Source organism: uncultured Ruegeria sp., from assembly GCF_947504215.1.
In the GTDB taxonomy this organism is placed as follows: domain Bacteria; phylum Pseudomonadota; class Alphaproteobacteria; order Rhodobacterales; family Rhodobacteraceae; genus Ruegeria.
On sequence record NZ_CANNGO010000003.1, the window covers coordinates 40394 to 66097 of the forward strand.

General features: G+C 57.3%; 27 protein-coding genes. 14 read left to right on the plus strand and 13 right to left on the minus strand.

What is annotated here, in order from left to right; all coding sequences use genetic code 11:
* Positions 1-97 precede the first annotated feature (97 nt).
* Positions 98-1426 (minus strand): amidase, encoded by a 1329-nt coding sequence (locus tag Q1B21_RS07290; protein ID WP_299887688.1) that lies wholly within the window; start codon positions 1424-1426, stop codon positions 98-100.
* A gap of 50 nt (positions 1427-1476) precedes the next feature.
* On the opposite strand from Q1B21_RS07290, the gene Q1B21_RS07295 reads away from it, so the two are divergent.
* Positions 1477-2739 (plus strand): FAD-dependent monooxygenase, encoded by a 1263-nt coding sequence (locus tag Q1B21_RS07295; RefSeq protein WP_299887691.1) that lies wholly within the window; start codon positions 1477-1479, stop codon positions 2737-2739.
* Here Q1B21_RS07295 and Q1B21_RS07300 read toward each other — a convergent pair.
* The 6 genes from Q1B21_RS07300 to Q1B21_RS07325 form a co-directional block, all read right to left on the minus strand.
* Entirely contained in the window at positions 2736-2921 is a 186-nt protein-coding gene (locus Q1B21_RS07300) for a Trm112 family protein (RefSeq protein ID WP_298937333.1), read from the minus strand. The genes Q1B21_RS07295 and Q1B21_RS07300 overlap by 4 nt on opposite strands.
* Positions 2918-3559 (minus strand): LON peptidase substrate-binding domain-containing protein, encoded by a 642-nt coding sequence (locus Q1B21_RS07305; protein ID WP_299887694.1) that lies wholly within the window; start codon positions 3557-3559, stop codon positions 2918-2920. The genes Q1B21_RS07300 and Q1B21_RS07305 overlap by 4 nt, the downstream gene beginning before the upstream one ends.
* 27 nt (positions 3560-3586) lie before the next feature.
* Complete coding sequence (gene trxA, locus Q1B21_RS07310) at positions 3587-4504, minus strand: thioredoxin (RefSeq protein WP_299887697.1); 918 nt, start codon at positions 4502-4504, stop codon at positions 3587-3589.
* 86 nt (positions 4505-4590) lie between these two features.
* Positions 4591-5379: an exodeoxyribonuclease III gene (locus Q1B21_RS07315; RefSeq protein WP_299887700.1), complete on the minus strand. Its 789-nt coding sequence runs from the start codon at positions 5377-5379 to the stop codon at positions 4591-4593.
* Positions 5380-5451: 72 nt separating this feature from the next.
* The gene (locus tag Q1B21_RS07320) at positions 5452-5859 is read right to left on the minus strand and encodes a GFA family protein (protein ID WP_366525396.1); all 408 of its coding nucleotides are present in this window, start codon (positions 5857-5859) and stop codon (positions 5452-5454) included.
* A gap of 224 nt (positions 5860-6083) precedes the next feature.
* On the minus strand, positions 6084-6770 hold the full coding sequence (locus Q1B21_RS07325; protein WP_120634046.1) for a response regulator transcription factor: 687 nt from the start codon (positions 6768-6770) through the stop codon (positions 6084-6086).
* Between the two features lie 162 nt (positions 6771-6932).
* Between Q1B21_RS07325 and ribA the strand changes: the two genes are divergently transcribed.
* Positions 6933-8027 carry a GTP cyclohydrolase II gene (ribA, locus tag Q1B21_RS07330; protein ID WP_299082071.1) on the plus strand — a complete coding sequence of 365 codons (1095 nt, stop codon included), beginning with the start codon at positions 6933-6935 and terminating at the stop codon, positions 8025-8027.
* Positions 8024-8524 (plus strand): L,D-transpeptidase family protein, encoded by a 501-nt coding sequence (locus Q1B21_RS07335; protein ID WP_299082069.1) that lies wholly within the window; start codon positions 8024-8026, stop codon positions 8522-8524. The genes ribA and Q1B21_RS07335 overlap by 4 nt, the downstream gene beginning before the upstream one ends.
* Here Q1B21_RS07335 and Q1B21_RS07340 read toward each other — a convergent pair.
* Together Q1B21_RS07340 and Q1B21_RS07345 are read right to left on the minus strand one after the other, a co-directional pair.
* Entirely contained in the window at positions 8508-9167 is a 660-nt protein-coding gene (locus Q1B21_RS07340; RefSeq protein ID WP_299082067.1) for a YggS family pyridoxal phosphate-dependent enzyme, read from the minus strand. The two genes, Q1B21_RS07335 and Q1B21_RS07340, sit on opposite strands and share 17 nt — an antisense overlap.
* Before the next feature lie 102 nt (positions 9168-9269).
* The gene (locus Q1B21_RS07345) at positions 9270-10211 is read right to left on the minus strand and encodes a porin (protein WP_298937341.1); all 942 of its coding nucleotides are present in this window, start codon (positions 10209-10211) and stop codon (positions 9270-9272) included.
* Positions 10212-10495: 284 nt separating this feature from the next.
* Here Q1B21_RS07345 and Q1B21_RS07350 point away from each other — a divergent pair, with 284 nt between their 5' ends.
* The 5 genes from Q1B21_RS07350 to Q1B21_RS07370 all read left to right on the plus strand — a co-directional run bounded on the left by Q1B21_RS07350 (position 10496) and on the right by Q1B21_RS07370 (position 15756).
* Entirely contained in the window at positions 10496-10978 is a 483-nt protein-coding gene (locus Q1B21_RS07350; protein WP_299887709.1) for a DUF3576 domain-containing protein, read from the plus strand.
* 72 nt (positions 10979-11050) lie between these two features.
* Positions 11051-13585, plus strand: a complete 2535-nt coding sequence (leuS, locus tag Q1B21_RS07355; RefSeq protein WP_299887712.1) for a leucine--tRNA ligase — start codon at positions 11051-11053, stop codon at positions 13583-13585.
* Positions 13572-14063, plus strand: a complete 492-nt coding sequence (gene lptE / locus Q1B21_RS07360; RefSeq protein ID WP_298937344.1) for an LPS assembly lipoprotein LptE — start codon at positions 13572-13574, stop codon at positions 14061-14063. The genes leuS and lptE overlap by 14 nt, the downstream gene beginning before the upstream one ends.
* Positions 14060-15088 (plus strand): DNA polymerase III subunit delta, encoded by a 1029-nt coding sequence (gene holA / locus Q1B21_RS07365; RefSeq protein ID WP_299887716.1) that lies wholly within the window; start codon positions 14060-14062, stop codon positions 15086-15088. Before lptE ends, holA begins: the two co-directional genes overlap by 4 nt.
* A gap of 71 nt (positions 15089-15159) precedes the next feature.
* A complete protein-coding gene (locus Q1B21_RS07370) occupies positions 15160-15756 on the plus strand; it encodes a glutathione S-transferase family protein (RefSeq protein ID WP_299887720.1) in 597 nt (198 codons plus the stop codon).
* Here Q1B21_RS07370 and Q1B21_RS07375 read toward each other — a convergent pair.
* Positions 15753-16943 (minus strand): TIGR03862 family flavoprotein, encoded by a 1191-nt coding sequence (locus tag Q1B21_RS07375; protein WP_299887723.1) that lies wholly within the window; start codon positions 16941-16943, stop codon positions 15753-15755. The two genes, Q1B21_RS07370 and Q1B21_RS07375, sit on opposite strands and share 4 nt — an antisense overlap.
* Positions 16944-16991: 48 nt before the next feature.
* On the opposite strand from Q1B21_RS07375, the gene Q1B21_RS07380 reads away from it, so the two are divergent.
* Complete coding sequence (locus tag Q1B21_RS07380; RefSeq protein ID WP_299887726.1) at positions 16992-17288, plus strand: HNH endonuclease; 297 nt, start codon at positions 16992-16994, stop codon at positions 17286-17288.
* On the opposite strand, the gene Q1B21_RS07385 is transcribed toward Q1B21_RS07380, so the two are convergent.
* Genes Q1B21_RS07385 through Q1B21_RS07395 form a run of 3 tightly spaced genes read right to left on the minus strand, consistent with a single transcriptional unit; the run spans position 17289 to position 19371 of the window.
* On the minus strand, positions 17289-18026 hold the full coding sequence (locus Q1B21_RS07385) for a VOC family protein (protein WP_299887729.1): 738 nt from the start codon (positions 18024-18026) through the stop codon (positions 17289-17291).
* Positions 18023-18631: an enoyl-CoA hydratase/isomerase family protein gene (locus Q1B21_RS07390; RefSeq protein ID WP_299887732.1), complete on the minus strand. Its 609-nt coding sequence runs from the start codon at positions 18629-18631 to the stop codon at positions 18023-18025. Before Q1B21_RS07390 ends, Q1B21_RS07385 begins: the two co-directional genes overlap by 4 nt.
* The gene (locus Q1B21_RS07395; RefSeq protein WP_299887736.1) at positions 18628-19371 is read right to left on the minus strand and encodes an SDR family oxidoreductase; all 744 of its coding nucleotides are present in this window, start codon (positions 19369-19371) and stop codon (positions 18628-18630) included. Before Q1B21_RS07395 ends, Q1B21_RS07390 begins: the two co-directional genes overlap by 4 nt.
* A gap of 140 nt (positions 19372-19511) precedes the next feature.
* Here Q1B21_RS07395 and Q1B21_RS07400 point away from each other — a divergent pair, with 140 nt between their 5' ends.
* The 5 genes from Q1B21_RS07400 to lpxK all read left to right on the plus strand — a co-directional run bounded on the left by Q1B21_RS07400 (position 19512) and on the right by lpxK (position 25674).
* Positions 19512-21035, plus strand: a complete 1524-nt coding sequence (locus Q1B21_RS07400; protein ID WP_299887739.1) for a DUF2125 domain-containing protein — start codon at positions 19512-19514, stop codon at positions 21033-21035.
* A 288-nt stretch (positions 21036-21323) separates the two neighbouring features.
* Entirely contained in the window at positions 21324-22670 is a 1347-nt protein-coding gene (locus Q1B21_RS07405) for a TldD/PmbA family protein (RefSeq protein ID WP_299887741.1), read from the plus strand.
* On the plus strand, positions 22657-23457 hold the full coding sequence (locus Q1B21_RS07410) for a 3'(2'),5'-bisphosphate nucleotidase CysQ (RefSeq protein ID WP_299887743.1): 801 nt from the start codon (positions 22657-22659) through the stop codon (positions 23455-23457). Before Q1B21_RS07405 ends, Q1B21_RS07410 begins: the two co-directional genes overlap by 14 nt.
* Positions 23454-24689, plus strand: coding sequence for a glycosyltransferase N-terminal domain-containing protein (locus Q1B21_RS07415; protein WP_299887746.1), 1236 nt, complete (start codon positions 23454-23456; stop codon positions 24687-24689). Before Q1B21_RS07410 ends, Q1B21_RS07415 begins: the two co-directional genes overlap by 4 nt.
* A complete protein-coding gene (gene lpxK / locus Q1B21_RS07420) occupies positions 24676-25674 on the plus strand; it encodes a tetraacyldisaccharide 4'-kinase (protein ID WP_299887749.1) in 999 nt (332 codons plus the stop codon). The genes Q1B21_RS07415 and lpxK overlap by 14 nt, the downstream gene beginning before the upstream one ends.
* The last annotated feature ends 30 nt before the right edge of the window (positions 25675-25704 follow it).

Sequence of the window (25704 nt, forward strand, 5' to 3'; positions counted from 1 at the left end):
CAATACCGGGATCATTTTCGCCCCGTTTTTTGTCAGATTACAGATCACGTACCCCTTCGTCCAGACAAAGAGGTGCCGAATCAGGGGATTGTGGCATTCAGGTCAGTGCGGATTCGACCGCTGAACCGACACGCAATAGGGCCTCTTCAGACCCTGGATAGCCCAACATCATAAGGCCGCATCCCGGTGTTTCAGTGGGCAAAGTCAGCGCGGCCAGGCCCATCAGATTGCCGATCCGGGTGTTCCGCAGGGCCAGGAGGTTCTCGGTCACGTAATACTCATGATCGCTCATCAAACGGTCCAGATTGGGCGGCAGTATTGGCGCAGTCGGGGCCAACACGGCGTCGAAACTGGCCGTTGCCGCATCCCATGCGGTGCGGCAAGCCTTTAATTTCGACCACGCGGACACATAATCCGGACCGGAATACGTCTTGCCCATACGGAACCGTTCTAGAATTTCGGGATACATCGCCTCAGGGTTCGCTTCGATCACGTCACGCCAAAGGCCATAGGCTTCGGTGGTGTAAAGAACACCGGACAGGCCCATCGCCTCGTTCAATTCCGGAACGTCCAAAGGAACGATTTCAGCACCCGCTTCCTGTAGTCTTTGCAGCGCATCACCATAAGCTTTGCGCGGCATATCACGCAGGTCATCCTTGGCTACATTCTGCAAGTCGGCAAACCGCCGCCCTTTCAGTGTCGCCCCGCGTAGATCCGCGGGCGTTCCGCCTTCCAGAAGCGCCAGCACATGTGCTGCATCTTCGACAGATCGCGCCAAGGGCCCTACGGTGTCGAAGCGCAGGCAGAGCGGTACTGTGCCTTCCAGACTGACCCGCCCAGCGGTGGTTTTCAAACCCACCAAATTGTTCCAGGCAGCCGGGATGCGCACGGACCCGCCCGTGTCCGACCCAATGCCACATGCCGCCAAACCCCAAGCAACAGACGCCGCTGCGCCAGAGGATGATCCACCTGAAACCGCGTCTTCATCGTCAATACAGGGCGGCGTGCCGGTGATCGGGTTCAAACCAAGACCCGAAAAGGCCAATTCGCTCATATGTGTCTTGCCCAGGCAAACGGTTCCCATGGCTGTGGCGTTGCGTAGAACCACTGCGTCTGCGTCGGGTACGCGGCCTTTCAGCAAGGCTGATCCTGCCTCGGTTGCTGTACCAGCGGTATCGAACAAATCCTTCCAACTGATCGGAACCCCATCCAACAGGCAACGTCGCAAGCTCAGACCCGCTCTCTCTTTGGCGGCGGCAGCCTCGGCCCGTGCTCTGTCATGGGTCACGCGTGCATAGATCCGGTCGCGGTGCGGATGGGCGTCAATGGCGGACAGGTAGGTTTCGGTCAACTCAACCGGATCAATTTGGCCCATGCCGATTCCACGACCCAGATCACACGCCGTCATGGTCAACCAATCCTGCATTTTATCCCTCCGATTTCTGGCTTTTAGGGACGGTAGCGACAGGACCGCACATGGACAATCCCGAAAGGGCGCGCATATTGCAGGGCATGACAAAGGCTTCGGATATCCTGATCGTCGGCGGTGGCCTGAATGGCCCGGCGCTGGCGCTGGCGTTGGCGCAAACCGGGCATTCGGTTACAGTTATAGACACGCTGCCAGAGACGCTGCGCATGAAGGCCACGTTTGATGGGCGCGCCTATGCCTTGGCGTTGGCGTCTCAGCGTCTTCTGGATGCGATCGAGGTTTGGGATCGGGTCGCGGAGCATGCGCAGCCAATGCTGGAAATCAAGGTGACGGACGGCCACGCAGGCGCTGGCCCGTCGCCGTTCTTTATGCATTTCGACCATGCCGAGATCGAAGAAGGTCCGATGGGATACATGGTCGAAGACCGCCACCTTCGCCGCGCCTTTTTGGACGCGATGACGCAAGAGCAGCGGATCACCCAACTCAGCGGCAAGACAGTTGTTTCACAAAAGACCGACATGGCAGGCGTAACACTGGCACTTGACGACGGATCCACCGTTTCGGGTCAGTTGGTCGTCGGATGTGATGGTCGCCGCAGCGGTACAGCGGCGCGTGCCGGTATTAAGCGCAGCGGTTGGGACTATGGCCAAACGGCCCTGGTTTGCGCCATCGAACATGATCTGCCGCATCATGGCGTCGCCCATCAGTTTTTTATGCCCCCAGGCCCGTTAGCGATCCTGCCTCTAACCGGCAACCGCAGCTCGATTGTCTGGAGCGAACATACGGAAACCGCGCAGCGCATCAACGCCATGTCTGAGACGGATTATCTTCAGGTCCTGCGCCCCCGTTTCGGAGATTTCCTCGGTGACATACGGCTAAAGGGCGACCGATTCACCTACCCGCTGAACCTGACCATCGCCAATTCCTTCATATCGGACCATTTGGCTTTGGTCGGGGACGCCGCCCACGGCATGCACCCGATTGCCGGGCAAGGCCTGAACGCAGGCCTGCGCGATGTAGGCGCATTGGCCGAGGTTCTGACTTTGGCTGGGCGTCGAGGGGAAGACATCGCATCGACACTGGTTTTGGAGCGGTATCAAGAGTGGCGCCGGTTTGACACCGCCGCTTTGGCCATGGCGACGGATGTGTTCAACAGGATGTTTTCAAACGACAACCCTATCCTGCGGATGGGCCGCGATATCGGCATGGGCCTGGTCGGCTCGCTGCCCGGGTTGCGCCGTAGCTTTGTGCGCGAGGCCGCCGGGCTGACCGGAGACTTGCCGAAACTGCTGCAGGGCCGCGCGATTTAGTCCAGTTCGCGGGCCTCGTCCACCAACATCACTGGTATTCCATTGCGGATCGGAAACGCCAAACCCGCAGCTTTCGACACCAGCTCCTGTCGGTCAGCGTCGTAATGCAGGGTCGTTTGGGTTTTTGGGCAAATCAGCGCCTCAAGCATGTGGCGGTCAAATGCGTGTTCGGATGCGTTCATTGCAGTGTTTCCTCATTTGAACCGCCACGAAGGGCGAACTCGATCAATGTCACCAGTGTTTCGCGCCGGGTGCGCAAACAGGGCGCCTCAAGCAAAGCCTGTTTTTCTTCGGGATCGAAATCCAGAAGCATCGAAAGCGAATTCACCAGTAACTCGTCATCGGCATCTTTCATGGAATCCCAATCAGTTGACAAATCCCGTGATGAGAAGAACCGCTCGAGTAAGGTTAAGAACCGTGTACGATTAAACTCGTCATCCTTTTCGGTTTTACCCAAGTCGCGATCAAACCCACCCCATGCGACAGCACACCGCCGATAAGGTGTGAATGCGTCCAGTTCCGAAGTGATCCGAAACCGCGAAACCCCGGTGAGCGTGATCAGATACCTACCATCCTCAGTCTCGGAAAACTGTGTCACTCGCCCGGCACATCCGATCTGATGCAATTTCTTTTCGTCACTCGGGGACGGGTTCGGCTGCACCATGCCAATCAGACGTTCCTTGGTCTTCAAAGCATCATCCAGCATTTGCAGGTAGCGCGGTTCAAATATGTGCAAAGGCAAGCGTGACCGGGGCAACAGCAACGCCCCGGGCAGTGGAAAAACGGATATCGTATCCGGCAGGTCGGCGGGATGCATCATGTATCCGAGTGTAGCTCTGAACCGGAATTAGGCAAATATCATCGAGCTGAGTTTGCGGCGTCCGTTCAGAACAATCGGATCATTTGGCTTCAACGCATCAAAGATCGTGAACAGCTGCGACTTGGCTGCACTTTCATTCCATTCGCGATCCCGGCGGAAAAGCTCCAGGAGTTGCGCCACGGCCTCTTCCACATCGCCGTTGGCATGCAGTGCCTGCGCCAGATCGAATCGCGCCTGATGATTGTCCGGTTCAGCGTCCACCAGCGCTGTCAGATCGGCCACCGGACCTGCGTCAGCGGCCTGTTTGGCCAGCTCAAGCTGCGCATGGGCTGCTTCGATTTCAGGCGACGTAGAGATCTCGGCGGGTGCGCCATTCAAGATCGCTTCTGCCTGCTCAAGATCACCAGATGCAATGTGAGAACGCACAAGACCACCATAAGCCGCGGCATGGTTGGGGTCTTCGCCCAGGATAGCGGCAAAAGTCTGAGCTGCATCAACAGCGGCACCTTCAGTCAGCATTTCCTCGGCTGCTGCCACCGCGTCTTCCAATTGTCCACCGGGGCTTTCCCCACCTGCGGCTTCGATAACACGATCCACAAATGCCTTGATTTCAGATCCCGGCACGGCACCCTGAAATCCATCAACAGGCTGACCCTTGAAAAAGGCATACACGGTTGGGACCGACTGGATGCGCAATTGCGACGCGATTGCCTGAGCTTCGTCGACATTGATCTTGACCATTTTCACCGCGCCTTTGGCAGCGGTTACGGCTTCTTCCAAAAGTGGGCCGAGCGTTTTGCAAGGGCCACACCAAGGCGCCCAGAAATCAACGATAACAGGAATGTCCTGTGAGGTTTCAACAACGTCGGCCATGAACGTGGCCTCGGTTCCATCTTTGATCAGATCACTGGTATCAGAGCCGGCTGCGGTGTTCAGAAGGTCCATGGCAATCACTCTTTCGTTCAAATTTGCGCCCTATATGCAACCACTGAGCGCGGAAACCAAGGGGGGAGTTTTCAGGCCGTATCCGATCAAATGTCAAAGGTCGCAAAAACCGGAGCGTGATCACTTGGCTTTTCCCAGCCACGCGCGTCGCGCAGAACCCTGCTGGAATGGCCCGCGTTCGAAATATCGGGTGTCGCCCAGACGTGATCCAGCCGCCGCCCCTTGTCGGCTGCATCCCAATCTCGCGCGCGGTAGGACCACCAGCTATACAGCTGCCCTTCGGGGATATCCTGACGGGTGATATCGATCCAACCGCCTGCGTCTTGGGTTTCAGCGAGTTGCTCGACCTCGATGGGTGTGTGCGACACGACCTTGAGCAGTTGCTTGTGGGACCAGACGTCATCCTCACGCGGGGCGATATTCAGATCCCCGACCAGAATTGATTTCTCTGGCTTGTCCACGTGAAACCAGTCCCGCATTTCAGTCAGATAGTCGAGTTTTTGACCGAATTTCTCATTCACCTCGCGATCGGGCACATCCCCACCTGCAGGAACATAGAAATTATGGATCGTCACTCCGTTCTCCAAACGACCGGCGATATGTCGGGCATGACCCAGACCAGCAAAGTCCTTGTCGCCAACATCCTCAATGGGTAAGCGAGACAGAATAGCGACGCCGTTATAGCCCTTTTGACCCCGCGCAATCATATGGTTGTAGCCAAGCGCCGAAAACGCCTCGGTTGGGATCTTTTCCACTGGCGATTTACATTCCTGCAGACACAGAACATCCGGTGCTTCTTCCTCTAAGAGCTTCAGCACGATCGGCTCACGCAGACGGACCGAGTTGATGTTCCAGGTGGCAAGGGTAAAGGGCATGGGGCAGGCTTCCTCTGTCGCGGTTGGCGCAACCTATCGCGGTGTAGGTGCAGGTGCTATCGGAAAAAACGTCTAGGACGGATACCCATCAGATTGCGGTGCATCATCGCAAATCTCATACCAATCAGGTTTCTCCGAGACAAACTCGTGAAACTGGACCTTTGAAGTCAACGTCGTGTCCAGCGCGTTCGCTGCGATTGGGAAACTGTCTTCATCCGACAGAATCTCGCCAAGAGATGTTCCGCAGTCTTTGCAGAAACATCTGCCGTATTTGTAAGGAGCATTTGGCCGGTACAACGCCACCTTGTCCCTACCCTGCAGCCATATCAGATCTTCCTTTTTCACAAACACAATCGTGCTGGCCCCGGCTTTACGGCATCGGGAACAATGACACGTGCCCATTACGGAGGGTTCGCGTTTCAGTTGAAACCTGACCGTTCCGCAACAACAACTACCCTGAATCACCAAGAATGCCTCCATCCAGAAAATTCTAACGGAACATTACAAGAACATCTGATGCGGAGCAATGTTGGAATTGCCCGCAATCCTGCTGATAACAAGCAATAACAGAACAAAAAAAGGCCGGGCCAAAGGCCCGGCAGTCCAACAGGGAGGTGCATGTCATTACCCGGACATACACGGGTCGGGAGTAATCTAATTATGACCACAGAGTATCACTTTGATCCAAATCAATCTACAGGCGATCAAGATACTAGGCGATATCCGCCCGATTCTGTGACCAAAAGGCGCGCATTTGACGGATCAGGCTCGATTTTCTGACGCAGCCGGTAGATGTGAGTTTCCAACGTGTGCGTAGTCACTCCAGCGTTGTAACCCCAGACCTCGTGCAGCAGCACGTCGCGGGCCACCACACCATCAGTTGAACGATAGAGGAACTTGAGAATATTGGTTTCTTTCTCGGTCAGACGAATTTTGCGGTCATCTTCAGTGATTAACATTTTCATCGCAGGCTTGAACGTATAGGGGCCAAGAACAAAAACAGCGTCTTCGGACTGTTCATGCTGCCGAAGCTGCGCGCGAATACGGGCCAGCAGAACCGGAAACTTGAATGGCTTCGAAACGTAGTCATTGGCACCGGCATCCAGACCCAGGATCGTATCGGCATCGCTGTCATGGCCCGTCAGCATCAGAATCGGACTTTTGACACCTTGTTTACGCATCAGGCGACACAGCTCGCGGCCGTCCGTGTCCGGCAGACCAACATCCAGAATCACCAGGTCGTAGATCGCTTCGCGCGCACGCTCCATTGCGGACTGACCGTCATGCGCTTCAAACACATCGAAATCCTCGGTCATCACCAGTTGTTCGCTGAGTGCTTCGCGCAGGTCTTCATCGTCATCCACCAGCAGGATTTTCTTGAGTTGAGCCATTTCCCGGTCCTCCAAAGCCTTTTCCATCACTTGCGCGTGGAATATGCAATCAACAAGCTTTGCTGCAACGGGCTCACGCCCTCGTGTCCAAGGCAGCGGAAATGTTTCACATTTTGCCCCGAAAGCGCTAGGACAAGGGCTGAACGTTACAGGGTAACATAGATGAGTCTGATCCCAGATATCACCGAACTGCTTGCACGAGCCCGCGCAGATCTGCGCATGGGCGTACCCGTAGTACTGACGGACGACAGCGGGTTCGGCGTGCTTGCTGCCTCGGCAGAAACACTCAGCCCGCAACGCCTGGCCGATCTTCGTAGGCTTGGCGGCGAACCGGTGGTCACAATCACTGGACGACGAGCGGAAACGCTCAAGGCACGGGCCTATGATGGTGATCTGGCGCGGGTTTTGATTCCAGAAGATGCAGATCTCGGCTGGGTTCAGGCCGTTTCCGATCCGTCGGACGATCTAAGTTCCCCTATGAAAGGACCGCTGATGACCAAGCGGCAGGGCAACGCACACTTGCACCGTATTGCTATTGCGTTGGCAAAGTCTGCGCGTCTTCTGCCCGCAGCGATCGTGGTTCAGGTCGAGGACGGCAAAACATTCGCCGCAGACCACGGTCTGACATGCATTGATCACACCCGCGCTGCCCCTCATCTGGCGGGCCGCAGCGCGCTGCACGAGGTTGTCGCCGCGCGCCTGCCGATGGAAGTATCAGAAGCCGGACGTTTGCATGTTTTCCGCCCCGAAGATGGGGGGGAAGAGCATTATGCAGTTGAGATCGGGCGTCCGGACCGGGACAAGCCTGTGTTGGCGCGATTGCACTCGGCCTGTTTTACCGGCGACCTCATGGGCAGCCTGAAATGTGATTGCGGCCCGCAGCTGCGAGGCGCGCTGGCCCAAATGGGATCAGAAGGCGCAGGCGTCCTGCTCTATCTGAATCAAGAGGGGCGAGGCATTGGTCTGGCAAACAAGATGCGCGCTTATTTTCTGCAAGATCAGGGGTTTGACACTGTCGAAGCCAACCACCGCTTAGGCTTTGAAGATGATGAACGGGACTTTCGCCTCGGCTCAGACATTCTGAAATCGTTGGGGTTCAACTCGGTCCGTTTGCTGACAAACAACCCCGCCAAGATTGCAATGATGGAGCGTACCGGCATCGCCGTGACCGAACGTGTTCCGTTGAAAGTCGGCGAAACCGCCCACAACCGTGCGTATCTGGCAACCAAGGCGGCGAAGTCCGGGCATCTGCTGTGACACCCGATGATCTGGTGCTGACACCGAATGGTGTTCGGTTTCGTGGTCAGCTTTTCCCCTGTTCAATCGGCAGGGGCGGATTGAGCAATTTCAAACGTGAGGGCGATGGGGCTACCCCAACAGGCGTCCACCGTGTCACGGGCATGTTGTATCGGGCCGACCGCATCGCAGCACCGAACTACTGGGCGCGCGCCATCGGACCTCGGGATCTTTGGTCTGACGATGTGTCCGACAAAGATTACAATCACTTAGTCTTGGCGCCATACGCGTACAGCCACGAAAAACTGCGCCGCGCGGACCCGCTTTATGATCTGGTGTTTATTACCGACTGGAACTGGCCAAACGCAGTGGCGGGTCGAGGTTCGGCAATCTTTGTGCACCAATGGCGCCGACCTGGCTTTCCTACCGAAGGATGCGTGGCTTTTCGACGTGAGCATCTGCACTGGATTGCCCGTCATATCGTACCGGGCACACGATTGATTATCCCTGCGGTTTGACCCGCTCGCCAAAGATGGCGGACCCCACACGCACATGGGTCGCCCCCAACGCGATGGCCTGTTCGAAATCGCTACTCATGCCCATGGACAGACCTTTCAGCCCGTTGCGTGCAGCGATCTTAGCCAATAATGCAAAATGCAGCGACGGTTCTTCATCAATCGGAGGGATGCACATCAATCCGCGAACCGGCAGGTCCAGTTCGTTGCATTCCGCTACAAACCCATCCGCATCTGCAGGAAGAATTCCCGCCTTTTGGTCTTCTTCTCCGGTGTTCACCTGAATGAACAAATCAGGACAGGATCCGATCTCCTGCGCCAGCCTTGCCAAAGTCTTTGCCAGCTTGGGACGATCGACGGAATGGATCGCGTTGCAAAGCTCCATCGCCTGACGCGCCTTGTTGGTTTGTAAGGGGCCGATCAGATGCAGATCAATATCGCTGTATTGCTCTTTGAACGCGGGCCATTTGCCAGCGGCTTCCTGAACCCGGTTTTCACCAAAACAGCGGTGCCCTTGTTCAAGAACGGCCTGGACCCGTTCATTTGGCTGCACCTTGGACACGGCGATCAACTTTACCGACCCATCAGACCGTCCGGAACTGGTTTCGGCCTTGGCAATGCGGGCGGTGATATCTTGCAATGACATGGCGTTCCTCAATCTGTCTTTGGCGCAGAGAAACACGATGTCGACGCAAAAGAAAAGGGCGGGTCAGAAGACCCGCCCTTAAACCTTGCGGTTCAGATCAACTTAGAAGTTGAACTGGGCACCGAAGTCGGCACGTGTCTGGCTTTCGCCGTCGCCACGCTTCGAGCGGCCAACACCACCGCGCAGCGATGCACCGCCGCCCAGGTCGTAGATGGCACCGATGCCGTACTGCTGGTTATCGTCGTCCGCCGAACCGTCACCGTAAGCGAAGGTCAGAGTGGTTGCAGCGCCAACATTGTAGGCTGCCGACAGACCGTATGCAGTGCCGTTACGTGTTGCGTCAGCAACATCGTCGTCCGCTACAAACAGAGTACCCGAGAAGTCACCGAATTCTGCACCCAAGGTCAGAACGGTCAGGGTCTGCTTCTCTGCACCACCAACGCCGTCAGTTTGACCATAGGCCAGAGCTGCGGTGATGTTGTTGAAGGTGTAGGTCGCGCTGATGTCCCACTTGTCTTCGCCGCCAGAGTCTTGGTCATACGACGCGCCGAAGGCGAAGTCGTTGATGGCGTACTGGAAGAACACAGCGTTTGCGCCAGCGCCGGTCGAAGAGTACGACAGGAAGCTGTAGTCAACGCCAGAGTACTGACCAATGAAGTTTTCCAGGCCAGGCTCGTTACCGTAGTAGTTTGCCAGGTTGTCAAACGAACCTGCTACGTTACCTGCGTCAACACGCAGACCACCGTAGATGACCGAGAAGCGCGCGCCGTTCAGGCCAGCTGCGTTGGCTTCACCAGTGTCGGCGTCTTCGTCAGCTTGCAGACGAACACGGCCTTCAAAGCGAACGCCACCGTCGGTTTCTGCGATGCCGTCGATGTTCAGACGGAAGCGAGAAACCAGAATGGTGTCGCTAATGTTAGGATCTGTCGAACGGTCTTCCAGGTATCCAATACCAAAACGACCGTAACCGCCGAATTTCACTTCAGCTGCTGCAACGCCTGCGGTCGCAATCAGCGCCGTCGTTGCGAAGAGAACTTTTTTCATCTTGTTTCCCTCGGTTTCAATTAAACAGTTTTCTACTCGACACATACCTCGGCATATGTCTCAGCACGGACACCGTTTCGCTCTTTTTGCCCCCCGGGTGCAAGCTTGGCCTAATTGCGGCGGCCTCATTCGGGTCAAATTGGTGCAAGGATGCCACAGTCACTTTTGCCTGCCTTTCCGCGCAGTAGGCCGATATTTCAAAAGAATAGGCTTGTTGCAGATGGGGTCCTTAGCTAGGAGTATCCACCAACAACGCACAATCAGTGAAACAGGACCTGCTTACAATGCGCCTGCCGACAGTTTTGGGTATGATCATGCTGACCGCCACCATTTCGGCATGCGGGCAGAATCGAAGCACAACCACGTACAATCCCAACCTCGTTGGGGGAAATTCCGACGAACGTGAATTGAACGATTCTGATCGAACGACAATCTGGGACATTTTTGATCGCGGCAACGCCGAGCAGACAACCAATGTAAACCGGTATCTGTGGGCGGCCTCACTGGATGTTCTCAGCTTTCTGCCTGTGCAAGAGGTTGATCCGTTTACTGGCGTGATCGTAACAGGTTACGGCAAACCTCCGGGCGGCGGTCGGTCTTATCGGGCCACGGTACATGTCAGCGATCCAGCTTTGGCTGCACGGTCTTTGTCGGTTGCTCTTCAGTCCAACGGAGGCGCACCAGTCAACGCTGCGACAACTCGCGCCATCGAAGACGCCATCCTTTCCCGGGCGCGCCAGCTACGCATTGCGGACAACAAGTTCTAGCAACCCGACGAAATTCACAATAAGACCACGCCGGGTTCCTGCCCGGCGTTTTCATTCACGAAGGACCGCAAGATGTCGCGTTACTCGGCCACCGAAATCGAAGCAAAATGGCAAGAGGCCTGGGATAAGGCTGGAATCTTTACGGCCAACCACAAGGCAGACAAGCCGAAATACTATGTGCTTGAGATGTTCCCCTACCCGTCCGGTCGAATCCATATGGGGCACGTACGCAACTACACGATGGGTGACGTGATCGCACGGCACAAGCTGGCAACCGGCCACAACGTGCTCCACCCTATGGGCTGGGATGCCTTTGGAATGCCTGCGGAAAACGCGGCCATGGCCATTGGTGGTCACCCCAAGGACTGGACCTACAGCAATATTGCGGACATGCGCGCGCAGATGAAGCCGCTGGGTTTGTCGATTGATTGGTCCCGCGAATTCGCTACTTGTGATCCCGAATACTACGGTCAACAGCAGGCTTTGTTTCTGGATATGCTTCAGGCCGGGTTGGTGTATCGCAAGAACGCTGTGGTGAACTGGGATCCGGTCGACATGACGGTTCTTGCCAACGAGCAGGTCGAAGCCGGGCGCGGCTGGCGTTCGGGCGCTTTGGTCGAACGGCGCGAACTGACGCAGTGGTTCTTCAAAATCTCGGATTATTCAGAAGAGCTGCTAGACGCACTCGACACGCTCGAAAACTGGCCCGCCAAAGTGCGCCTGATGCAGGAAAACTGGATCGGCAAATCGCGCGGCCTGCAATTCTCGTTTGATCGCACCGACGAAGGTGAGCCGATCACGGTCTACACAACTCGCCCGGACACTTTGCTGGGTGCGTCCTTTGTTGGTATCTCGCCCGATCACCCGATTGCCAAGCAACTTGAAGCCGAGAATGCGGAACTTGCTGAATTTGTTGCTGAATGCCGGAAAATGGGCACCACAGAAGAGGCCGTCGAGACAGCTGAAAAGCTGGGCTATGACACTGGCATCAGGGTCAAGCACCCGCTGGACCCAAATTGGGAACTGCCGGTCTGGATCGCGAACTTTATCCTGATGGACTATGGCACCGGCGCGATCTTTGCCTGTCCGGCGCATGACCAGCGCGATCTGGATTTCTGTCGCAAATACGACCTGCCAGTGATCGATACGTTCTTCGCCTTGGACAACGATACTCCGGTCGACAAAATCGCCTTTGTGCCTCCTAAGACTGAAAAAGTCCGTTGGGCGAACCATTTCGCTGGTTTGACTGAGGCGACGGGCGATGAAGCAATCAACGCCACCGTCGATTTCGCTGAGAAAGCGGGCTGGGGCGAAGGTGTCACAAAGTACCGTCTGCGTGACTGGGGCCTGTCGCGTCAGCGCTACTGGGGCTGTCCAATTCCCGTTGTGCATTGTGATTCCTGCGGCGTCGTGCCCGAAAAGCCCGAAAACCTGCCAATCCGCTTGCCCGATGATGTCACCTTCGACAAACCGGGCAACCCCCTGGATCGCCACCCAACTTGGCGGGATTGCAAGTGTCCTAATTGTGGTGCTGCGGCTAGGCGCGAAACCGACACGATGGACACGTTCGTCGATTCTTCTTGGTACTTCGCCCGTTTCACTGCGCCCAACGCCGAAACACCCACCGATCTGGCCGAGGCCGAATACTGGATGAATGTCGACCAGTACATCGGCGGCATCGAGCACGCGATTCTGCATCTGCTGTATTCGCGGTTCTTCGCGCGGGCGATGAATATCACCGGCCATTTGCCAAAAAAGGCAATCGAGCCATTTGATGCGTTGTTCACCCAAGGCATGGTGACGCACGAGATCTATCAGACCCGCGATGCCAACGGTCGCCCGGTCTATCACCTGCCGGAGGACGTGACCGACGGCAAACTGGCTGACGGCACTGAGGTCGAAATCATCCCCTCCGCCAAGATGTCGAAGTCGAAGAAAAACGTGGTTGACCCGGTCAGCATCATCTCGGCCTTCGGTGCCGACACCGCGCGCTGGTTCGTGTTGTCCGATTCTCCGCCGGAACGGGATGTAGAATGGACTGCAGCCGGTGCCGAGGCGGCGTTCAAACATCTAAGCCGGGTCCATCGCATCGCGTCCGAGATCGTCAGTTCGGACGATCCGGCCAACAATGAAGACGAAACCCTGCTGCGAGAGATGCACAAAGCCATCCATGATGTGTCGGGGGGTGTCGAATCCTTTGGGTTCAACGCCTCGATCGCCAAGCTTTATGCCTTCACCAATACTTTGGCGAAATCCAAGGCGGGTACAGGCGCCAAGCGCGAAGCGGCCAAAGCGCTGGCGCAGCTGATGTCGCCGATGACCCCGCACCTGTCAGAAGAGCTGTGGCAGATGCTGGGGGGCGAAGGACTGGTGGTCACTGCCCCATGGCCCGTCGCCAATGAGGGCATGTTGGTCGATGACACCATCACCCTACCGATCCAGATCAATGGGAAACGCCGCGCGGAAATCAGCATTCCCAAGGATTTGGGAAAGGATGAGGTTGAAAAAATCGCGCTCAGCACCGAAGCTGTACAAAGGGCACTGGATGGTGCCACGCCGAAGAAAGTGATCGTAGTCCCGGGCCGGATCGTAAATGTCGTCGTTTGATCGAAGAACCTTTCTGTTGATGCCGCTGGCGCTGGCCGCCTGCGGCTTTGAACCGGTGTATGCCCCGGGCGGATCGGGTTCAGAACTGTATGGAAAAGTTGCGGTTTCCGCCCCAAACACTGTTGAAAGCTATTTTCTGGTTCAAAATCTGGAACAGCAGCTGGGCCGCAGCGCAAGCTCTGGCTCGGAATACAAACTGGATGTGCAGGTTTCGACTGTGACCCGAGGCGCCGCCATCTCAACAACCAATGAAACCAACCGATATACCATTGACGGAAGCGCCCAATATTCGCTGCGTTCCAATGAGACTGGACAAATCGTTGCATCAGGTAACGTGACCGATTTCGTTGGCTATTCGGCTGCTGGGTCAACCGTGTCCACATTAGCGGATGAACGTGACGCGAAAGAACGGCTGATGGTGATTCTGTCGAGCCAGATCATGAACCGCCTCTACGCCACACCAGGTTTGTCCGCATGAAACTGAGCCCGCGCGAGGCTGAGGGATATTTCGCCAAGCCGGACGCCAACAAAACCGGGTTGTTGATCTACGGTGCAGACGCAATGCGAGTCGCGCTAAAACGCCAGCAGGTTCTGGCAGCGCTGCTTGGTCCGGGCGCTGAAGAAGAAATGCGCCTCACCCGAATGCCCGGCGGTGATCTGCGCGGTGATCCGGCTTTGCTACTGGATGCGGTCAAAGCTGTTGGTTTCTTTCCAGGCCCCCGCGCCGTCTTCGTCGAAGATGCCACCGATACGGCCGCGCCAGCGATCGTTGCGGCCCTGGAAGATTGGTCGCCGGGTGACGCCCAGATTATCGTGACCGCAGGGCAGCTCAAGCCAAGCTCAAAAATCCGAAAAGCGTTCGAGGCGCATCCGGCAACCTATGCGGTGGGGATCTATGATGATCCACCATCACGGGCCGAGGTCGAGCGGGTGCTGGCACAAGCCGGTGTGCAGAACATTCCAAACGACGCGATGTCGGCGATCACCGAATTGGCTGTCGGCCTCGGCCCCGGGGACTTTGCCCAAACCGTTGAGAAGCTGTCACTTTACAAGCGCGGCGACACTTCTGAGCTGACGATCGAAGATATTGACGCCTGTACACCGCGTTCGACCGAAGCGGTGGTGGATGACGTTTTGAACGTGGTCGCAGAAGGACGGGCCGGAGAGATCGGACCGATGATCCGGCGGCTTCAGGCCCAAGGAACCAACGGCGTCACGTTGTGCATCGGCGCCACGCGGCACTTTCGAACACTTTATGCCTGTGCTTCTGACCCTGGTGGTGCAGCCCAAGGGATCGGCAAGCTGCGTCCACCGGTCTATGGCAAGCGACGTGACCGGATTCTGCGGCAGGCGCAGGGTTGGGGTGCTCCCAAGCTGCAAACCGCATTAACGGTTCTAACCGATACGGATTTGTCGCTACGGTCGGCAGGTCAGACTGCACCCGCTATGGCGCTGGTCGAACGCGCGATGATCCGATTGGCGATGCTCGCCCGTTCGCGATGAACACGCGTTTCGCTTGACGCCTTCCCGATCTGCCCCACACTCGGCACAGTCCCACTCAGCAGGAGCCCCGCATGTACAAGGTCTATGGCAGCATCCCCAGCCGCGCCTCGCGCATTCTTTGGATGCTGGAAGAAATCGGTCAGCCCTATGAACACGTCAAGGCCGGTCCGCGTGATCCGCAAATCACTGCGTTGAACCTGTCGGGTAAAATCCCTGTGCTGGTCGATGGTGATGCGGTGATCAGCGACAGCTCGGCGATCATGACCTACCTGGCGGATAAGCATGGGGCGCTTACTTATCCTGCCGGAAGTCTCGAGCGCGCGGCACAGGATTCGGTTTTCTTTACCATGCTCGACGAGTTGGATGCGGTGCTGTGGATCGCAGCACGTCACACTTTTGTCTTGCCCGAGGACAAGCGCGCCCCTCAGGTTAGTGAAACGGCAATGTGGGAGTTTGATCGCAACCTTCAGCGCCTTGAAAAGCAGTTCAAAGGTCCGTTTCTGCTGGGCGAGAAGATGACCATAGCAGACATCCTGTTGGTTCACTGCATGAGCTGGGCCAGAGGCGCACGGTTTTCGCTGAATTCCGACGTGCTGAATGCCTATAGCAAAGAGATGAGGAACCGGCCCGGATACCTGAAATTGGCCGAACTTGCGCAAAAGTCCTAACGGATGCTCTGGGCCTTCAACCAGTCGACGGCGGACTGGCCAGCCCACCGGCCCGTCGCAAAACAGGCGGTCAACAGGTAGCCACCGGTTGGGGCCTCCCAATCCAACATCTCTCCGGCGCAGAACACACCCGGCACGGCCCTGAGCATCAGGCCGTCATCCAATTCGGCCCGAGGAACACCGCCAGCGGTCGAAATTGCCTCGTCCATAGGTCTTAGACCAGCATGTCGGACAGGCAGGGATTTGATCACTTGCGCCAATGCATCTGGCGTATCCGGAAACGGGCGACCGAATTCCATCAGCAAAGCTGTTCGGGTGGCGCCAAGTTTCAACACCTTGCGCAAGTGGTTAGACAGGCTGGATTTACCGCGGGGCTTGCTTAAGCGGGTCGCGATTTCGCCTTTTGTCAGGTCCGGCATCAGATCGATGGTCAGGGGTGCGCCCTCTCTCACCGCCTTGCAGATGGTATAGATACCGCCACCTTCTAACCCGTGTTGGGAAATCACCGCCTCGCCCCGCGTTTGCGCGGACCCTGCCCGTAAAGCAACGCCCTTAATTGGCGCGCCTAAATGTGGCGACATATGCTGTGACCACTCGACCAGCAGCCCTGCATTTGCCGGCGCAAACGGGGTCAAAGTAAGTCCCTTAGCCGCCAGAATTTCGGCCCAACTGCCATCGGAACCCAACCGCGACCAACTGGCCCCTCCCATGGTGAGGATCGCGACATCAGCGACGACAGACTGCGGCCCTTCCGGTGTGTCGAACGTCAACGCTTGGCCATCCCAACCGGTCCAGCGCCAGCGCACTCTGACATCGACACCCGCCTGTCCCAGTCGCGCAAGCCATGCGCGCAGCAATGGGGACGCCTTCATCACTTTGGGAAAAACCCTGCCGGTTGAGCCGGTGAACAACTCTTGCTCCAGATCGCGGGCCCAGTTCTGAACCCCCTGAGCATCAAATGCAGCGATCATCGGCTGCAACCAGTCCGCAGCTTCATCGTAAGACGCGATAAGGGTTTCAAGCGGCGCATCTTTGGTCAGGTTCAAACCCGATTTGCCAGCCATCAACAATTTGCGTGCAACTGACGGCTTGGTTTCGGCCACAACAACCGGATGGCCAGAATTGGCCAGTTGTTCTGCGGCCATCAAACCTGCTGGCCCTGCCCCGATCACCACTGCCTGCGCCATTGTCGCCCTCTTGCCTTAGCCGCCCATTGGCGTGATTTTGCGGTCACTATGACAAACAGTGATCCGATCTGCCCGCTTTGCGACCGTCCGATCCCCGGTGGGTCTGGCAGCCTGCATCATCTGATCCCAAAACTCAAAGGAGGCAAGGGCGGACCCACCGTTTTGCTGCACCAGATCTGCCACAAAGAGGTTCACGCAACACTGAGAGAAGCGGAATTGGCCCGTAGCTTCAACACAATCGACGCGTTGCGAGCCCATCCGAGGCTTGAGAAATTCTTGGCCTGGGTCCGCAAGCGCCCGCCTGGGTTTCGGTCGAAAGTGCCTGGCAAACGGCGCGGGCGGTGATCAGCGCGGCAAAACCGGGTCACCAAATGCGTCCTTGAGCGGTGTTGGCAGGCCTTCGATCTCGATCCCCAGATAGTCAGGCACTGGCGCAAACTCCGCACCCGCAACATGTTGAAATTCCAGCGTTGTGTACGGGCGTCGCCACAACCATTCGCGATTCTCAACCGCCCACAGATCAGGATTTGGCAAGGTGTCATCGGTAAAAGCGTAAAAGTGCAGGTCAAACCCATAGGGCGACACGTCCTGCACCGACAAAAGCGTCATCCCCTGATCACGGCACCACGTGTCTTCGGAAGCTATGTCGCCGGTTCGCAATGTGATCTGGCCGATCCGAGCCTGCGCAAACGGCGCGGCCGGATCAGCGCCCTGCTCGGGGCGGTTGCCTTCGAAATCGTGCTGCAACAGCTCTATAGCGAAGCCCTCGGGATCGCTTAGATGGCACATGTACCCGATATCGAGAAACTGTTGCGGAGCGCTGATCTCAACACCCTGCCCTTGCAGGAAAGCCGCCGCCATATCCACATCCGGCACGGTCACACCGATTTTCCAATAGCGTTGTCCGCGATCGGGCACATAGCCTCCACCACCGGACATCAAAAGCAAATCCGCGTCTTCGCCGTGATATCCGATGCGGCAATTCTGTCCTTCCTTGTGCACGGACATTCCGAACGCTTCGGAATAGAATTGCGCAAGGCGATCAGTGTCAGAGACCCGCAACCGCAAGGCAGAAAGTCTCATACACATAACTCCGCTATTCCACTTGCAATTTTGGGATCTGCGCCAACGCTGTCCGCCACCAGCTGTCGCGCTGTTGACAATAGATCTTCAGACTCCACGACGCGGTCAACCAGACCAAAAGCATATGCCTCTGGCGCGGTGATCTTCTGTCCAGCCATGAGGATCAGCTTGGTCCGGGCTGGCCCGATCAATGCAGACATACGTTTGGGGTCAGAAGGTTGGGGCAAAAATCCAAGCTTCATGACCGGATAGAAGAACTTGGCCGACGGGACGGCAATGCGAAGATCGCAGGCCAAAACCATCCCGTGGGCCCCGCCCGCCAATGTTCCGTTCAACGCCGCAACGGTCAGGCAAGGTAGCGCCGCAATCGCGCCGGACAGCCGCTCCCAAACATCCGAAGTCGCAAGCCCGGCGCGCGCCTCGTCCAGATCAGCACCTGCACTGAACACCTTACCCACCCCTGTCAGGATCAGCGCGCGCGCCTCAGTCGCGGCTTCGGCGATTTCGGCCAGTTCGGTCAACATCGCCCCGGTCAGAGCGTTCGCCTTTCCCGGGTTGTAGATCGTAACTGTCCAAAGGCCATCCTTCTGCGCAAGTTCGATCACGTTAACCCAATCCTCTTGCGGATTTCGTCCTGTCTGAGCGAAATTTCCGTGCCAAGATACGCCTCTGACTCCTTGGAACACATCCACAAAAGCGCGCGCGCTGGCCAGTCTGCCGGAATGTGATCCTCCCAATCCAACTGGCTGACCGGATTGATACCGCTGGCCTTGATGACCCGCTGCATATCCGTCGCAACCGTGCCCGGTGACAGGCCTATGGCACGAATCCCATGATGGCCTTCTTCCAGATGAAGACACTCTGTCAGCATCTTCGCCCCCGCCTTAGAGGCGCAGTAGTGACTCCAAGCCTCAACCGGGTTCGATGCTGCGCCAGATGACACGGTCAAAATGGTACCCCCCCCAGCGGCGCGCATAACCGGCAGGGCCGCACGCATGCCGTAGAAGACACCTTTAAGGTTGATATCAATTGCCTGGCTCCAAGCCTCGGTATCCGCGTTGGACAGATGAAAGATCGGCTCGATCACGCCAGCATTTCCAATCAGCACATCCAAACCGCCGAAACGGTCGACGCAATCTGCAACCACTTGTTCGACCTGCGCAAAATCGCTGACGTCGCAGGCTAGTGCAATGGTATTGTCACCCAGCCCGGCAGCCAGTGTTTCGATCTGATCTCGGCTACGAGCGACCAAGACAACATTGGCGCCAGCTGCGGCAAAAACGCGCCCTGCCTCGGCCCCGATCCCACGGCTGGCCCCTGTTATGAGCACCGTTTTTCCTTGCATTTGCTTCTCCTTATCGGTCGGTTCGGAAATCAACTACAGCCGTACCGCGTAAATGGGGAATTGGTCTACCCCTTGCCCCCTTGACGATACCCTCCACAAGCCCGACCATGCGCATCAAATTGATCAAGAAGGGTTACCTTATGTCTGTTTTCCTACGCCGTAGTTGCGGCGCAGCCTTGGCTTATGCCGTTGCAACCCAAGGCGCACTGGCCGACCTGACCGCAAACGATGTTTGGGCTGATTGGCAAACATATTTCACATCAATGGGTTACTCCATCGCCGGTGACGAAAGCGCATCAGGCAACGTTACCACCATTTCCAACATGACACTGTCTATGGAGTTTCCCGACGACGACGGGCAATTCCAGATGGCCATGCCGGAAATGACGCTGACCGAAAACGGCGATGGCACGGTCAGCATCGACTTGCCCGAAAGCTTTCCGATGACAGTTGCCGGACAGGCCGAGGGAGAAGAGTTTTCTGCCGATGTCGTCTATTCTCACAGCCAGTTGAATATGGTCGTTTCCGGGTCGCCAGAAGACATGACCTATGATTACACGGCGGCCAAACTGGCTATCGTTCTGGATTCGCTTGAGATGGACGGTGAAACCTTGCCGAACGACACTCTGGCCGTCAGCATGGAAGCGAACGATGTGGACGGAAGTTCGCGGATGCGTGTCGGCGAAAATCGCGACATCGCCCAGACCTTTAATGCGGCTGACATGTCGTACAATGTCCGGTTCAAAGATCCGGAAAACGACGAAACCGGTCTGATCGACGGTAAACTGAATGGGCTGGCCTTTGAAGGCGAGAACATCATCCCAAGCGACTTTGACCTGTCAAACCCTCAGGCCTTCTACGAGGCCGGCTTCGCCTTTTCGGGCAACTTCACGTACACGTCTGGAGCGACAGATGTCAGCGGCGTCAGCGAGGGCGAGGAGTTTTCGATGGGCAGCACGTCCGAAGGCGGACGTTTCGCAGCCAGCATAGATGCAGAACGCGTAGCCTATGACATTGAACAAAACAGCACGAAGCTGGCCGTTACCACGGCAGATCTGCCATTCCCGATCGAGTTGGCGATGGCTAAGGCCGGGTTGCAATTCGAGTTTCCGCTTCAGCAGTCAGAAGAGATCCAACCGTTTGGCTTTGGTATGAACCTGACGGATTTCACCATGTCAGACGTGCTGTGGGGCATATTTGATCCGGCGGGCACATTGCCACGCGATCCTGCAACTATTGCATTAGACACGGTTGGCACGGCCAAAGTTCTGATGAATATCTTCGATCCCGAGTCAGCCGCTGCATTGGAAGCAGATGATGCGACGCCCGGAGAGCTGCATTCATTGAAAATCAACGAGTTGCTGGTCTCGATGGTCGGAGCCAAGTTGACTGGCGACGGCGACTTTGCCTTCGATAACGCAAACGTTGAAGAATATGGCGGCCTGCCCGCGCCGTCCGGTGTCGCAAACCTGCAGCTTGTAGGGGCCAACACGTTGATCGACAAACTGATCGGCATGGGTCTGATGTCAGACAATGACGCGATGGGCGCGCGGATGATGATGGGCATGATGGCTGTGCCCGGCGAAGAGCCCGATACGCTGAATTCCAAGATCGAGTTCACTGAAGACGGCCAAATCCTGGCCAATGGTCAGCGCATCAAATAGCGACAACATAAGGAGGCTGCTTGGGTGCGGCCTCCTCATCTAGACGATTGCAATCTAGTGCGCGACAACTGTGTCAGCGCGTCTGATCTAACGCATTTCTCGTAGGCAAATATCCATCTCAGGCGTCGTTGCCTATTGGTGTTTCATGCACATAAGGCCAACCTTACCGATGTGGTAAGCTGGAAACTCAGACGTGATAATGCCATCGACTCTCTGCACAATTTGGTCACGGGTATTGCGAGACGGTCGGTCCAAGGCTAGGTCCAGTGCAATCAAACCGGAGGCCACATGACCCGCACACCAGAAGAAATCAGCCAGCAACTGCTGGATGCGGCCCGCACTGCAGGGGCCGAGGCCGCCGATGCCATCGTTATCGACGGATCTTCGGTTTCCGTCGAAGTGCGCGGCGGTGCGCTTGAGCATGCCGAGCGCTCTGAAGGCACGGATTTGGGTCTGAGGGTGTTTCTGGGAAAACGGCAGGCAATCGTTTCAAGCTCGGACAAGCGCCCCGAAACGCTGAAAGTTATGGCCGAACGCGCGGTTGCCATGGCCAGCGAAGCCCCCGAAGACCCGTTTACCGGGTTGGCTGAACGTGACCAGATTGCCCAGGACTGGAATATTCAGGCGCTTGAGCTGTTCGATCCGACCTCGGAACCCTCTGCCGAAGCCTTGATGCAGGATGCGCTTCGCGCCGAAGCAGCGGCGTTGGCCGTTTCCGGCGTATCACAAGTGTCGGACGCGGCGGCAAGCTACGGGACGCACCGGGTGCATCTGGCGATGACCAACGGGTTTTCCGGTGGGTACAAGCGCAGCAGCCGTTCAACGTCGTGTGTTGCCATTTCAGGCGAAGGCACCGGTATGGAGCGGGACTATGATGGCGACAGCCGAACTTTTCAGTCGGATTTACGCAGTCCCGACGAAATCGGACGCATAGCCGGCGAGCGCGCGGTGGAACAGGTTGGCGCCCGCAAACCCGCAACCGGCAGTTTTCCAATCCTGTTCGACGAACGTATTTCATCGTCACTGATCGGCCACCTGCTGGCCGCCAGCAATGGCGCGGCTGTTGCGCGCGGAGCATCATGGCTGGCAGATAGTCTGGGACAACAGGTTCTGCCCGAACATCTGTCCCTGATCGAAGACCCACACCGCCCGCGCATCTCAGGCTCGCGTCCTTTTGACGCCGAAGGGTTGCCCACGCGAAGTCGCGCCATTGTCAAAAACGGTATCTTGACCGGATGGACACTGGATCTGTCCAGCGCGCGTAAACTGGATATGGCCTCGACCGGAAATGCCACGCGCGGCGTCTCAGGGCCGCCATCGCCCAGCAACTGGAATCTGAGCCTGACACAAGGCGACCAGAGCCGTGCTGACCTGCTGCGAGACATGGGAACCGGGTTGCTGGTGACCTCGATGATCGGTTCTACGATCAACCCCAACACGGGCGATTATTCCCGGGGCGCTTCGGGTTTTTGGGTCGAAAATGGAGAGATCACGTATCCGGTGAATGAATGCACCATCGCAGGAAACCTGCGCGACATGTTGAAACGCATTCTGCCCGCCAATGACGCGCGCCCATACCTGTCGCGGGTCGTCCCCTCGTTGCTGATCGAAGGAATGACGCTTGCCGGCAACTGACTTACCTCTTCTGATCGAAGCCGCCCTAGAGGCTGGCAAGATCGCCACGCGATATTCTGGCACGCAGGCGCAACGTTGGGACAAGCCCGACGGCGCCGGGCCAGTGACCGAAGCAGATCTGGCAGTCAATGCAATGCTTGAAGAACGCCTGCCCGGCGCGCGTCCAGGCTATGGTTGGCTTAGCGAAGAGACCGAGGATACCCCTGACCGCCTGTCGCGGAACATCGCGTTCATCATTGATCCGATCGACGGCACCCGCAGTTTTGCTGAGGGCGCGCGTACTTGGGCACATTCCCTTGCCGTCGCGGACCATGGCGAGGTGACGGCGGCCGTTGTGTACCTGCCAAGGCGCGACCTGCTTTATGCTGCTGCAAAGGGCCAGGGTGCCACGTTGAATGGGCAAAAGATTCGGGCGTCCCAAGCTGCTGGATTGGACAAGGCCGAGATTTTGGCGGCCAAGCCCAACCTTGCAGCGCGTCATTGGCGTCTGGGAGAGGTCCCAGCCTTTGAACGAGCCTACCGCCCTTCTTTGGCCTATCGCATGGCTTTGGTTGCACAAGGACGGTTCGACGGCATGCTGACCCTTCGTCCCAGCTGGGAATGGGACATCGCCGCTGGTGATTTGATCATTCGCGAGGCAGGCGGACTCTGCTCGGACCGAACCGGTCTGCCTCTGCGATTTAACAACTCCCATCCCCGTTTAAACGGGGTCATTGCTGCCGGTGCGGATATTCATGGGCAATTGTCAGCGCAGCTGGACCCGGACGGGTCGGGCATTAGCGAATGAGCAAGCCGCGCTCTCTGAGTTTGGCGGCCTATCGGGTTCTGTCCTGGGGCGTGCCAAACGGGGTTGGTCAATCGGACATGCCCCGGCCAGAGGGCGAGTTGTTGTGGATTCACGTCGCGTCGCAGGATCGACTGCGGGTCGTCAACGACTTCTGTCGTCAGATGCAACAAGCACGCCTCGGGCTTTCAATTTTGCTGACAGCACCACCCAACGCCGATCTGGCACGTTGGACTGGTTGCACATTTCCTCTGGTCAAGCTTCCGATGGAACAAGCCGGGGCAGCACGCGGGTTTCTGGACCACTGGCGCCCGGATATGGGGATTTGGGTTGGCGGTGGCGTGATGCCAAACATCATCACCCGCGCCCACGAACGTGGGATTCCCCTGATCTTGATCGAGGCGAAACTGGACATCACGATTGCCCGCAGCGCGCGCTGGTTGCCTGATATTACCCGGTACACCTTCGATTGTTTCCGCCAGATCCTGACAACTACCCCTGAAACCGCGCGTCAAATTCGGCGGCTGGGCATCCCTTCCACAAAGGTGTCAGAGGCCCCGCCCTTGCAGATCAGCCCGAACCCAAGCCCCTGGCCCGAAGACGAGCTGATCGAAATCAACCAAACACTCGCGGGTCGACCCGTGTGGTTGGCCGCGTGGGTTCAGGACAAGGAATTCATCTCTGTTCTCAGCGCACATCGCCAGGCACTAAGGCTGTTACCGCGCCTGGCGCTGGTGCTACACGTCGCTGATATCAGCGAAGCCACACCGCTGCATCGTCGCCTCGAGTCTATGGATCTGCGATGCAGCAATTGGGATGAAGGTGGGTTGATCGAGGACACGACCCAAGTCATCCTGTCATCAGAACCCGAAGATCTGGGCCTATGGCAGCGCCTCTCGGCCGTTGCGTTCATTGGTAGCTCTCTTGAATTTGACGCAGGCGGACAGGATCCGCTGGACTCTGTCGCGCTGGGTTCGGCCATCATTCATGGCCCGTTTGTGAACCGGCATCAGGATCTGTACCATCGTCTTGAAAAGGCCGGGGCGGCGCGGATGGTCAAAACAGCAAACGAGCTGGCAGAGTCGGTTGTTCAGCTGCTGGCACCCGACAAGGCCGCGGCCATGGCTTTGGCGGGATGGCAAATGATTACCGAAGGCGCACCCCAAGCAGATCAGTTAATCGAGATGGTTCAAGAAACTCTGGACCGTCGGAGTACAGACGATGCGCGCACCTGAGTTTTGGAACACGGCCCCAGGCCAGCTTGATATTCGGGCACGGGTGCTGGCTCCTCTGGGCCGGATTTATGCGTCTGCTACTGCGCGCCGGGTCGCTTCGGGTTCCGGTGTAGATCCCGGCGTGCCAGTGATTTGCGTCGGCAACCTGAACGCGGGGGGCACCGGCAAAACACCAACCGTTATCTGGATTGTCGAACAGCTAAGCAACGCCTGGCACAAACCGCACATCGTGACCCGCGGACATGGTGGGTCGTTGGAAGGGCCTGTTCAGGTCGACCCGTCCAAACATACTGCCGCGCAGGTTGGGGACGAGCCGCTACTGCTGGCAATGTTCGCTGATGTCTGGGTCGCCAAAGATCGGGCGGCAGGTGCCCGGGCTGCTGCCGCCGAAGGGGCAAGTGTGATTGTCCTGGATGATGGGTTTCAAAACCCGTCAGTCGCCAAGGATTTCTCAATCATTGTGGTCGATGCACAGCGTGGATTCGGAAACGGCTTGTGCCTTCCCGCCGGACCATTACGGGAACCGGTGGAAGCAGGGCTTCAGCGTGCGGACGTGGTATTGTCGCTGGGGGATGCCCCTGCTCAGTCGCAGTTTATGGAACGCTGGGGCACGAAACTCACGGTGCCGCACACCACCGGAGCCGTTGTGCCCTTGCAAACAGGGATGGATTGGGCCGGTACGCGGGCTTTGGCCTTTGCGGGCATCGGACATCCGGAAAAGTTCTTTGAAACTCTGCGCCAACAGGGCGTTGAGCTTTTGCGGGCAGAAGCACTGGACGATCATCAACCGCTGACACAAGCCCTAATGACCCGGCTGGAAAACGAAGCGCGGGTGCTGGGTGCACAGATGGTGACCACCGAAAAGGACGCCGTGCGCCTACCCGCAGCCTTTCGAAGCAAAGTGATCACTTTGCCCGTTCGCCTTCAGATGTCGGAACCAGAAACGATCAGGGAGATGCTGCTGCGCGCCGCACCATCCCCGTAGACGATCCGGTCGGCACCCGACGCGCCAACC